Raw genomic sequence first — 11657 nt, forward strand, 5'->3', positions numbered from 1 at the left:
ACGCAGCAACGAGTGTGCGCACGCTCGCGCGGGTCAGCCCTGCGCCGCCAGCTGACCGCAGGCCGCCGCGATCTCGCGGCCTCGCGTATCGCGCACCGTGCAGGAGACCCCACGCTCACGGACGCGGCGCACGAACTCCCGCTCCGCGGGTTTGGGGCTCGCGTCCCACTTGCTGCCCGGCGTCGGGTTCAGCGGGATCAGGTTCACGTGCACCAGCGGGCCCAGCGCCCCGTGCAGCTTCTTCCCGAGCAGGTCCGCGCGCCACGGCTGATCGTTGACGTCGCGGATCAGCGCGTACTCGATCGACACCCGGCGCCCGGTCGTGTCGGCGTAATAACGCGCCGCGTCGAGAGCCTCGCTGACCTTCCACCGGTTGTTCACCGGCACCAGCGTGTCGCGCAGCTCGTCGTCAGGGGCGTGCAGAGACAGCGCGAGCGTGACGTTGAGTTTCTCGTCGGCGAGCTTGCGGATCGCCGGGGCGAGCCCGACGGTCGACACCGTCACCGAGCGCGCGGAGATGCCGAACCCCTGCGGCGGCGGGGCGGTGATCCGCCGGACCGCGGCGATGACGCGGTTGTAGTTGGCCAGCGGCTCGCCCATGCCCATGAACACGATGTTGGACAACCGCGAGCCGTCCCGATCCCGCAGTTCAGCGGCTGCGGAACGCACCTGCTCGAGAATTTCGGCCGTCGACAGGTTGCGCTTGAGGCCGCCCTGGCCGGTGGCGCAGAACGGGCACGCCATCCCGCAGCCGGCCTGCGACGAGATGCACACCGTGTTGCGGTCGGGATAGCGCATCAGCACCGACTCGAACGTCGTCTGATCCACCGCCCGCCACAGCACCTTGCGGGTCTCCCCCGCATCGCATTCGATCTCCCGGGCGGCGGAGAACAGCGTCGGGAAGAGCGCCTGGCCCACCTGTTCGCGCACGGCGGCGGGCAGGTCGGTCATCTTCGACGGGTCCGCGATCAACCGGCCGTAGTACTGATTGGCCAGCTGTTTGCCGCGAAACGCCGGCAGGCCCAGCTCGGTGGCCGCGGCAGCTCGTCCGTCCTCGTCGAGATCGGCGAAGTGCCGCGGCGGCATCGCGCGGCGCGGAGCTTCGAAGACGAGGGGCAGCGGGGCCCCGGCAGAACCAGACATGAGTGAGCCCAGTATCTCAGGCCAGCAGGGTCAGGACGATCCATCCGGCCACCGCCGAGGGCAGCATCGCGTCGATGCGGTCCATCAGGCCGCCGTGGCCGGGCAGCAGCGTGCCCATGTCCTTGATCCCGAGATCGCGCTTGACCTGCGATTCCACCAGGTCACCGAGCACTCCGGTGATCACCAGCATCAGGCCCAGCGGAATGCCGACCCACGCGGGCTTGCCGAGCAGGAACGTGACGGAAACCACCGCAGCCGCGACACCGAAGACCAGTGATCCGCCCAGACCCTCCCACGACTTCTTCGGGCTGATCGCGGGCGCCATCAGATGCTTGCCGAACAGGACACCCGCGACGTACCCGCCGATGTCGGCGAACACCACTGTCGCGATGACCGTGAAGACCCGCACCCCGCCGTCCTCGGCGAAGATCAGCAGCGCGGTGAACGCCGCGAACATCGGTACCCAGGTGGCCAGGAGCACCGTGGCGGCGATGTCGCGCAGGTAGTTCACCGGCTGGCTGTTCAAGCCCTGCTTGAGCAACCGCCACACCATCGCGACCACGATCGTGCCGCCGTAGCCGCCGAGCAGACCCGCCACGCCGAACGGCCACGTCAGCCAGATCATCGCCTGACCGCCGACGAGCAGCGGGATCACGGGCAACACGTACCCGTGCTCGCGCAGACGACGGATTACCTCATGGGTCGCGATCGCCATGGCCACGGCAAGCAGCGGCAACCACCAGATCGGGGCGAACAGCAGGATGCCGATCGCCATCCCACCCAGCACCACGCCCACGGCGATGGCGGCGGGCAGGTTGCGCCCGGCACGGGACTTCTTCTGCGTCGGCGGTGCGTCGACCGGCTTGTCTGCCACGGGAATCGGTTGCTGATCGGTCACCTCAGACCTCCAGCAGCTCGCCTTCTTTGTGTTTGACCAGTTCGTCGATCTGGCCCGTGTACTGCGCGGTGGTCTTATCGAGGTCCTTCTCCGCGCGGGTGACCTCGTCCTCGCCGGCGTCCCCGTCCTTCTTGATGCGGCTCAGTTCTTCCATCGCCTTGCGCCGGATGTTGCGCACCGAAACCTTGGCGTCCTCGCCCTTGGACTTGGCCTGCTTGACGAGGTCGCGGCGGCGTTCCTCGGTGAGCTGAGGAATCGAGACGCGGATGACGTTGCCGTCGTTGGACGGGTTGACGCCCAGGTCGGAGTTGCGGATCGCGTCCTCGATGGTGCGCAGCTGGTTGGCCTCGTAGGGCTTGATCACGACGAGCCGGGGTTCGGGGACGTTGATGCTCGACAGCTGGGTGATCGGGGTGGTGGCGCCGTAGTAGTCGATGCTGATGCGGCTGAACATGCCGGGGTTGGCTCGTCCGGTGCGGATCCCAGCCAAGTCGTCCCGGGCCACCGACACGGCCTTCTCCATCTTCTCCTCGGCATCGAAGAGCGTCTCGTCGATCACGTGAACCTTCTCCCGTCGCTTCGCACGCCGATCACATCACCGGTCACGAGGTGGTGACCAGTGTGCCGATCTTCTCACCTGCGACGGCACGGGCGATATTGCCGTCGGTGAGCAGGTTGAACACCATGATCGGCATGCCGTTGTCCATACAGAGGCTGAACGCGGTCGCATCGGCCACTTTGAGCCCGCGATCGATGACCTCGCGGTGCGTGATCGTCGTCAGAAGCTTGGCGTCGGGATCGGTGCGCGGGTCGGCGGTGAACACCCCGTCGACGGCCTTGGCCATCAACACCACCTCTGCCCTGATCTCGAGCGCGCGCTGCGCGGCGGTGGTGTCGGTGGAGAAATACGGCAGCCCCATGCCGGCCCCGAAGATCACCACGCGGCCCTTCTCCAGGTGGCGCTGCGCGCGCAGCGGGATGTAGGGCTCGGCGACCTGACCCATGGTGATGGCGGTCTGCACCCGGGTGGCAATGCCTTCCTTCTCCAGGAAATCCTGCAGCGCAAGGCTGTTCATCACGGTGCCGAGCATCCCCATGTAATCGGAGCGGGTCCGCTCCATGCCACGCTGCTGCAGCTGGGCACCGCGGAAGAAGTTCCCGCCGCCGATCACGACCGCCACCTGGACGCCGCTGCGCACCACTTCGGCGATCTGGCGAGCGACGAGGGCGACGACGTCGGGGTCGAGACCGACCTGTCCGCCGCCGAACATCTCACCGCCCAGTTTGAGCAGTACGCGGGTGTAGGCGGGCCTGATCAATGATGTCGGGCCCCCGTTGGCTGTACTGTCCGCCATCCGACTCCTTCTCGCTTGCGCTTGGCCGCCCCCGAGAGTGCCGCAGACGGCTCCCCCATCCTGCCTCATCGCAGGCCGCACGCTTCGTTCAGGGGCGCCCCGGTGTGTCAGCCGGCGTGCGCGGTCAGCAGCCAGGCGCCCACCGACTTGCGGCCGGGCGCCTCGTCGCGGATGTCAGCACCCGCGAATCCCGTGAAGTGCGCTGCGAAGGCCTCCGGCACGTTGGCGTGGATGCGGGCGGGGCGGACGTCGTCGATCGTCCAGTACCGGGCCACGACCTCGCGCAACTCCGGCTGGGTGACCGCGTTGACCGGGCCGCCCTCGGGCATCGCGGCGCGGTCGAAGACGAGCACGACGTACGTCGCCCCGGGCGCGGCGGCGCGCACGATCGACTGCTGGTAGCCATCGCGAAGCTCCACGGGCATGGAGTGGAACAGCGTCGAGTCGATGATCGTGCCGAATCGGCCGTCATAGCCGGTGAACGCGCTGATGTCGGCGACCTCGAAGGTGGCGTTGGTGAGGCCGCGGCGGTCCGCCTCGGCGCGCGCCAGCTCGATGGCCGTCGGCGACTGGTCCAGGCCGACCACGGTGACGCCCCGTTCGGCGAGGTACATCGACGTCGCTGCTTCGCCGCATCCGGCGTCGAGCACGTCGCCGTGGCAGATGCCGGCGTCGATCAACGCGCGGATCTCCGGTTGGGGTTCGCCGATGCTCCACGGCGGCCTGGCGCCCGCCATCTCGTCGGCTTCGCCGCGGTAGGCGGCGTCGAACATGGCATCACTGGAATTCGTCATGCCATCCTTGGTATCAACTAGGTTGATATGCGTCAAGATGGTTGACATGGGCGAGCGCGACAGCATCCCGCTGGGCTACCTGCTGCACCGGTTGGCCTCGGCGTTGCGGGCCGATGTGACCGGTGCAGTGCTCGAGCCCCTGAATCTGAGCTTCCCGCAGTACATCTGCATGCGGCTGCTGTCGCGGCGGCCCGGGCAGTCCAATGCCGAGCTGGCCCGGGACGTCATGGTCTCCCCGCAGGCGATGAACATCGTGGTGCGCAGCCTGCAGGAGCGCGGCCTCGTGTCGCGGCCGGCGGCGGTCGCGACGGGGCGGTCGCTGCCCGCGGAGCTGACTCGCGAGGGGCGGGCACTACTGGCGCGCACCGACGACGGGATCAGGGACGCCGAGCAGCGAGTGCTGGGCTCGCTGTCGGAGCGTGACCAGCGCGAGTTGCGACGCATCCTCTCCGCACTGACCTGAGCGCGCGCCTAGACTTCGCCCGCGAGCGTGCGTGTCTGCGGGCAAAACGCCGTGCTGAAACGAGAGTCTGCGCACGCTCGTGAGCGTGCGCAGACTCTCGTTTCGTGCGGTGTGTCTGGTGCAGACACGCACGCTCGCCGGAGGTCAGGACTCCATCGCGCGCTCGGCCACCGGCAACCCGCTGTGGTTCATGTGGCACGCCTTGGGCGGTGACGGCGGCAGATCCAGTGCCGGATTGCCGTCGAAGAACCCGATCGGCTTGAGGTGGAAGCCCGCATACGCACACGGCATCACCGGCCAGTCCTCCGGCCGGACCACGTGATGCGCGCCCAGGGTGTACCAGAGCACCACGTCGGCGTTCTCCAGCGGCGCGTCGTCGGCGATAAACTCCGGCAGGCCCTGCGCGTCCGCCGACTGGTACATGTAGTCACCCGCGGCGAACATCTCCTTCGGGTCGTAGCGTGTCACCCACAGGTTGTGCTGCACGAACCGCGCCCGGTCGTAGATGTAGGAGCCTTCCTGCACCATCACCGGCACGATGTCCTTGGGCACCAGCTTGTAGGCCACCGGGCTGCCGAGTTCGTTGACCTTCTCCGGGTTGGTCACCTTCCAGTACCGGCCGGTCGACCAGTTCCAGTCGCGTGCCCCGTCCGCCTCCGACTCCACCAACGTGTCCTGCACGATCCACGCGTTGTGGTGCGGGTTGAGCTCCGGATCCGGCTCGGGAATCGAATCCACCTCGTAGACACTGTTGTTCGGCCCGTCGACGCTCATGTCGAGCCGGAAGTTGAAGAAGTGCTGATGATTCGGACCGTAGATGCCGGGCGCCACCATCTTGCCCCAGCGCGGCGTCTCCCCCTCCGGAACAGCTCCGGTGGTCAGCACGCCGGACAGCTTCACCTCGACCTCGATCGAGGCGTCGTTGTACAGGTACCAGAAGAATCCGTACTCGTAGTTGCCCACGGTGCAGATCATCGAGATCACCAACCGGCGGGAACGCCTGACCTCGACCTCCTCGGTGCGGAAGTCGGTGTGTTTCCAGGAGATCCCGTAGTCCTCCTCGTGCATGCAGATCGCGTTCGGGATCGTGACCGCATTGCCTGCCGAGTCGTTGACCGTCCCGTCGAAGTAGAAGATCTCGCCCAGGCAGTCGCATCCGAGCGTGAGCGGGTTGGCGGAGAACCCCATCCCCACTTCACCCATGTCGAAGACGTTCTTGTTCCAGTGCGTCGGCGAGGTGTCGCCATAGGGCACAACCATTTCCGACAACGATCCGCGGTAGAGGATCGGCCGGGTGGCGCCCCGGTCGGTGTAGGTGACCTCGTGCAGCGTGACACCCTCACGCGGGTTGAACCCGATGCGCAGCGACCACTTCTGCCAGGTGACGTTCCAGCCGTCGACCGTGAAGCTCGGCCCCTCCGGCTGGGTGATCTCGATCGGCTTCACATCGTCACGAAACTGCGTGAACGCCGGCCGGTTGTTCTCGTCGAACATGAACTGCTCGGAGTAGTTGCCCGCCGTCGGCGGCAATGGCACCACGCCGTGGTCTTCGACATCGAGCACCGCCATGGCGTCGAGGTCGAAGGTGACGATCAGCCCCTCGACCGGGCGGGCGTACCCGTGCTCCGACGGAGCAGCACGCATGAACGTCAACGGCCGGCAGATCAGCGCCGAGTTGTCGTAATGGTCTGCGCCGCCGTAATAACCGGCCGGCCACGGATCGATCATCGCCAGGCTGAAGTCGGTGACACCGCGCTTACGCATCGCCTCCTGCCATCGCGGGTCCTCGCGGACCTTCTCCTCCACCCCGGTCATGTGCTCGACGAGATAGGAGGGGAACCGGCCGGGCACGGGGGTCCACGACTCGATGAGGCGTGAGCCGAGATCGACCACCGCCTCGTACACCATCTTGGCCGCCGCGTCGTACATCGTGACGAACGCGCACCGCGCCACGTCGGCGCCCGCGAAGGTCAGCGTCGCGGTCTTCGCCGGCTCCGCCAGATAGATCATCACGAACTTCAGTGTCGGCGTGCCGTATTGGCTCGACCGCACGATGTCGGCGGCAGCCTCGATCTCGGCACCGGTGAGCGGATCCAGCGGGTATCGGTCAACCCCGGCAGCATCCGTCGCCGGGGCGCGGGTGTCTTCCATCGTCATCAGACGGTCCCTTCTGTCTTCTCCTTGTCGGTGAGGTCGAAGACGGCCAGGTGCGCCAACGAATCCTCCTTCGAGACCTTGTGTGCCGACCGTCGTCCGAAGACGTAGACGGTCAGACCGAGGGCGAACATACCCAGGCTGATGCCACCCACCCACGTCATCCAGGTCGACGACGGCACGTCGATCCACGGCGTGACGAATGAGTAGTAGACGCCGCCGATGGTGCCGATGGTGCCCACGACCACGGTGATCCATACACCGGTCATGCCACCCGGAATCCGCCAGAACTGTTCATTGGCATAGCGATCGGCGTACTTGCGGCGCGCGATGATGACCGGGAACAGGAAGAAGAAGCCCGACAGCAACCACACGGTGGACAACCCGCCCTGCAGATAGATCGTCACGTTGGCCATGCTGCTCTGCGAGTACAGCCCGACCAGGATCAGCGAGGAGATGACGCCCTGGATCAGGATGGCGGTCACCGGGTTACGGGTGCGGGGATTGAGGTGGGTGAACAAGCGCGGCAGGTGCCGCTCCAGCCCGGAGACGAAGATCAGCCGCGAGTAGGCCACCTGGTAGGTCATCAGTGCGACGATGATGATGAACGCCAGCACGACAGCGCAGACCTCCATCAGGCCGGGGAAGCCGGCCACATCGAGCATGCCGATCACCCCGGTCACCGGGTCGATCTCGTCGCTGGGCAGCGCCATCATGGTGCCGAGCGTGGTGAGCAGGTAGATGGCCACCAGGGCTGTCGAGCCCCACAGGATCATCTTCGGGCCGCTCTTTCGCACCGAGAGGAACTCCGCACCCATGTTGTAGGGCGTCTCGACCCCGAGCAGGTACAGAAGCACTGTGCCGTAGAGGAATCCGGCGACTGCGAAGTTGGGGATGGTGGCCTCGGCCCAGCTGAACGGGGTGCCTGAACCGTTCTTGACGGCGAAGAGAAGGCCGCAGACGAAGATCGTGACCGTCAGGATGCCGTACACGACGAAAACGATGTTCATGATCTTCTGGTTGGCAGCGAGTTTCGCCAGCGCCAGCCCGATGACCGTCCACAGGATCACCAACTGCAAGATGATGCTGGTGGTCAAGCCGAGTTCGGTGTGGAAGGCGAGCAGCAGGAACTGCAGCACCACCGCCGGCGAGGACGCGGCGTTGAGGATCACCGGCACCCACGACAGGTATCCGCCGATGAATCCCCAGGTTTCGCCCATCGTCCGGGTGGCCCAGATGTACACACCACCCTGTCCGGGCCACAGGTTGCCCAGTTCCACCACCGCCATGCCGGCCGGGATGAGGAAGGTCAGGATGCCCAGCACCCACATCGGTATCGCGGTCCACCCACCTGCTGCCATCACCGACGATCCGGTGACCCAGCAGATGATGAACACGTAGGCCGCGGTCAGGCCGAACGTGGTCATGACCTTGGGCAGGATCTGTTCGGGGACCAGCTCAGTGGTCATCAATGCATCGCGCCCGGCGGGGGGCGCGGGTTCGGTTTGCGTCATAGGTTGTCTCCCAACTCAGTTGACGATCTGTCCGTCTCTCATTCGGACGACACGGCTCGCTTCGTCGGCCACCGTGGGGTCATGGGTGCTGGCGACGACGGTCACGCCCATCGTCGAGCAGAGTTCGCGGAGCATCCGCACGACGGTCTCTCCGGTGCGGTGATCCAGGTTCGCGGTCGGTTCGTCGGCGAGCACGAGGGCCGGGTTGCTGATCAGCGACCGGGCGATCGCGGTGCGCTGCTGTTCGCCGCCCGACATCTTGGTCGGTTGGTGATGAATCCGGTGCCCGAGGCCGACCAGCTCGAGCAGGTCGATGGCTCGCTGCCGTAGCGCGTCGCGATCGTAGGGTTCGAACATCAGTGGCAGCTCGACGTTCTCCACCGCCGACAGGAAGGGAATCAGGTTGTAGCTCTGGAAGATGAACCCGACTTTGTCGTGCCGGAGCGCGGCGAACTGGCTTTCCGTCAGCGTTGCGGTGTCCTTGCCCGCGACGGTCACCGTCCCCTTGGTCGGCCTGTCGAGCCCGCCGATGATGTTGAGCAGCGTGGACTTTCCGCTTCCACTGGGACCCATCAGACACACGAACTCGCCCGGCATGACGGTGAGATCGGCGGCCATCAACGCCTTGACGACTTCGTCGCCGAGCTTGTGCAGTTTCCAGACGTCCGAGATCTCGATCACGGGAGCGGGTGCGGTCATGTCAGCTTCCTTCGGTGAGCGAGCGAATCGGGGGGCGCGAGGCCGCCTTCCAGGTGGGCACGATGCTGGTGGCCAGGGCGGCCACGATGCTGACGCCGATCGCCACCGCGGCACCGACCGCCAGTCCCGACATCGACACGCCGGTGCCGACCACACCGGCGATGGCCAGACCCACGCCGGTCAACCCCGCCAGCAGCGCACCGGCGAGGGCACCGGCCACCGCGGCGATCGCGGGTTCGACGAGAAGCGCGGCGACGACGGGTGGGCGCGGAACGCCGTTGGCGCCGAGCACGCCGAGTTCGCGGGTGCGTTGGGTGACGGTCCTCGTGGTCGCCACCGCCACTTCTGCGACGCCGACGAGTAATACGGTGACCGCGATCAGCGTCACGGCGTGCCCGATTTCGTCGGCGTGCCCCAGAACCGCTGACTGGCGACGGATTCCGTCGCTCATCCCGAACACGAGGACGACGAGGAACGCCCCGGTCGCGGTCGTGACGGCGGGGAGCACCATCTCCCGTGCACGCCGACGGGCGGCGAGCCATCCGTAGGTCAGACCCTTGGTGATCATCGCGCGCTCAGCAATTCGACGGGGCGGTGCTGGAGCAAGCGGTGCACAGGCACCAGGGCGCCGACGATGGCCATCGCCGGAAGGAACATCGCCGTCATCGCGATGCCCTGCAGCCAGGCCGTCACCGTGGCGATGCCCGGGATCACCAGTGCCACAGCGATTCCCGCCGCAGCGATACCCACCACGTAGGCGGCGACGAACACCATCGCGGACTCGACGAGGAAGAAGTAGAGCACTTCGTCGGCCAGGCCGATGCTGGACATGATGCCGAATTCGCGACGCCGCTCGGCTACCGACGCCAAGAACGACGACACCGCGATGACGAAGCCCAGGGCCAGGCCGATCGTGGAGATCAGCCCCAGCGTCGACCCTGTCACCTTGCCGGAGAACAACGCCGAGAACTTCTGCTCGAAGGTCAGCGGACCGGAGCCACCGACGGTGTCGTAGACGAGCCCGGCGCCCTGCGGGTCCGGTTGCACGGACGGGTCGGCGGTGGCAGGCAACCCCACCTCGGCCGAGAAGGCCTGTGCCAGATCGCGTCGCTTCTCCGAACCGGCCGGCGCCGATACCACCCACCAACCACTCTGTCCGACAACGGATTCCGCTACAGAAGTGGGCACGATGACCGACTCACCGGCGCCTCCGATGCGGACCTGCAGACTCTGCCCGCCGATCGAGACACGGTCGCCGTCGGCCACGCCGAGGCGCCCGGCGGCACCGGTGGCGACCTGCGCTTCCCCGGCCGCGACGTCATCACGTCCGCGCAGAGAGACAGGATGACCGGCAACGTCGGCCACCCCGGACAGGGTGCGGGTGGCCGTCCATCCACCCGGGATGTCGATGTCGGGCGCCGGCCCGTTGGCGACGAGCGCTTCGACGTCGGGGTCGTAGTGCACGCCGGCTGCGGGCACGACCCACAGAGCGCCGCCGGACAGCACGTCGGTGACCGAATCCTGGCCTGTCATAGCGAAACTCGCAGAGACGGTGCGCACCACGGTGACGCAGGCGATCGCCAGCGCGATCCCGAGCACCGACAGGACGAAGCGCTCGGGCCTGCGCCGGATGTTGGCCAGCGCGAACCGGATCAGGCACATCACTGTGTTCTGCGAGCCGACGGGAAGCTGCTCGGAGCGCATCACCGCCGACGAATCGCCGACTTGACTCGTCTCCACGAGAAGTGATGGTGGGAGCCGCACGTAACACTCAGAGCCACCTGCGGTGACGTCGGTGTTAATACGCCAGGGGCGCAGTTACAGCAGCGTGTCGGGGACGCAACGGATTTCGTTGCCGACCTGTCAGTTCGAGATCGTCGGCCACGGTCGCGCCTGCTCGAGTTCGTAGGCGAGCTCCAGCAGCCGCGCATCCCGGCCGAGCGGCGCGGAGAACATCATGCCCACCGGCAGTCCCGATACCGAGCGCGCCAACGGCAACGAGATCGCCGGCTCCCCCGTCACGTTCTGCAGCGGCGTGAACGCCACCCAGTCGATGAGCCGCTCGATCACCTGCTGGTAGTCGGCCGTCGGGTCCAGGTGTCCGATGCGCGGGGTGACATCGGCCAGGGTCGGCGTCAACAGCAGGTCGTAGGTCTCCTGCAGGCGCGAGGTGATTCGCCGGGTGCGGGCCAGCCTGACCAGCGCGGCGGGCAGGCGTGCCAGATTGCGCGCCGCGTGGTGCTCCAACCCCAGCGTGAGGCTGTCCAGCCGGGTGCGGTCGAACGTCTCACCGAAGGTGCGCCGACCCCCGCGTACCAACGCGAATGCGAGGAACGACCAGTACAGAAGGAAGTCGTCGATGAATCGTCGCGGTATCGGGTTGTCCACGACGGTGACCCGGTGGCCGAGCCGTTCGAGCAGCGCCGCGGTCTGCAGGGTGAGTTCGGCGATCTCCGGCGCGGAGTCCCTCGCGATCGACTGCGTGCACACCGCGATGTGCAGGCGCTGGGCGCTGGGGCCGCGAACGTCGCCGACAGCGGGCAGCTTGGGATTGGCGACGATGCGTTCCATCTCCCGGTAGAAGGCTGCGGTGTCGCGGACCGACCGGGTGAGGACGCCGTTGTGCACGATCTGCAG

Annotated in this window: 12 protein-coding genes; 1 reads left to right on the top strand and 11 read right to left on the bottom strand. The window is 66.9% G+C overall.

Annotation, left to right across the window (positions count from 1 at the left end; translation table 11 throughout):
• Positions 1-33: 33 nt before the first annotated feature.
• The 5 genes from rlmN to PGN37_RS23145 form a co-directional block, all read right to left on the bottom strand.
• A complete protein-coding gene (gene rlmN, locus PGN37_RS23125) occupies positions 34-1143 on the bottom strand; it encodes a 23S rRNA (adenine(2503)-C(2))-methyltransferase RlmN (protein WP_335333326.1) in 1110 nt (369 codons plus the stop codon).
• A 16-nt stretch (positions 1144-1159) separates the two neighbouring features.
• Positions 1160-2041, bottom strand: a complete 882-nt coding sequence (locus tag PGN37_RS23130) for a phosphatidate cytidylyltransferase (RefSeq protein WP_335333327.1) — start codon at positions 2039-2041, stop codon at positions 1160-1162.
• 1 nt (position 2042) lies between these two features.
• Entirely contained in the window at positions 2043-2600 is a 558-nt protein-coding gene (gene frr / locus PGN37_RS23135; protein ID WP_335333328.1) for a ribosome recycling factor, read from the bottom strand.
• A 43-nt stretch (positions 2601-2643) separates the two neighbouring features.
• Positions 2644-3396, bottom strand: a complete 753-nt coding sequence (gene pyrH / locus PGN37_RS23140; RefSeq protein WP_335333329.1) for a UMP kinase — start codon at positions 3394-3396, stop codon at positions 2644-2646.
• A gap of 107 nt (positions 3397-3503) precedes the next feature.
• Positions 3504-4190 (bottom strand): class I SAM-dependent methyltransferase, encoded by a 687-nt coding sequence (locus tag PGN37_RS23145; RefSeq protein WP_335333330.1) that lies wholly within the window; start codon positions 4188-4190, stop codon positions 3504-3506.
• Positions 4191-4227: 37 nt separating this feature from the next.
• On the opposite strand from PGN37_RS23145, the gene PGN37_RS23150 reads away from it, so the two are divergent.
• On the top strand, positions 4228-4653 hold the full coding sequence (locus PGN37_RS23150; protein WP_335333331.1) for a MarR family winged helix-turn-helix transcriptional regulator: 426 nt from the start codon (positions 4228-4230) through the stop codon (positions 4651-4653).
• A gap of 144 nt (positions 4654-4797) precedes the next feature.
• Here the strand turns inward: PGN37_RS23150 and PGN37_RS23155 are convergent, their stop codons facing one another.
• From PGN37_RS23155 to PGN37_RS23180, 6 genes are all read right to left on the bottom strand, one after another.
• Complete coding sequence (locus PGN37_RS23155) at positions 4798-6810, bottom strand: primary-amine oxidase (protein WP_335333332.1); 2013 nt, start codon at positions 6808-6810, stop codon at positions 4798-4800.
• Positions 6810-8321, bottom strand: a complete 1512-nt coding sequence (locus PGN37_RS23160) for an APC family permease (RefSeq protein WP_335333333.1) — start codon at positions 8319-8321, stop codon at positions 6810-6812. The genes PGN37_RS23155 and PGN37_RS23160 overlap by 1 nt, the downstream gene beginning before the upstream one ends.
• Positions 8322-8336: 15 nt before the next feature.
• Entirely contained in the window at positions 8337-9020 is a 684-nt protein-coding gene (locus tag PGN37_RS23165) for an ABC transporter ATP-binding protein (RefSeq protein ID WP_335333334.1), read from the bottom strand.
• A 1-nt stretch (position 9021) separates the two neighbouring features.
• Positions 9022-9588 (bottom strand): FtsX-like permease family protein, encoded by a 567-nt coding sequence (locus tag PGN37_RS23170; protein WP_335333335.1) that lies wholly within the window; start codon positions 9586-9588, stop codon positions 9022-9024.
• A complete protein-coding gene (locus tag PGN37_RS23175) occupies positions 9585-10760 on the bottom strand; it encodes an ABC transporter permease (protein WP_335333336.1) in 1176 nt (391 codons plus the stop codon). Before PGN37_RS23175 ends, PGN37_RS23170 begins: the two co-directional genes overlap by 4 nt.
• A gap of 123 nt (positions 10761-10883) precedes the next feature.
• Positions 10884-11657, bottom strand: a 774-nt coding sequence (locus tag PGN37_RS23180; protein ID WP_335333337.1) for an amidase family protein, incomplete at its 5' end; no start/stop codon positions are given.

It is taken from the genome of Mycobacterium kyogaense (assembly GCF_036946525.1).
GTDB lineage: Bacteria > Actinomycetota > Actinomycetes > Mycobacteriales > Mycobacteriaceae > Mycobacterium > Mycobacterium kyogaense_A.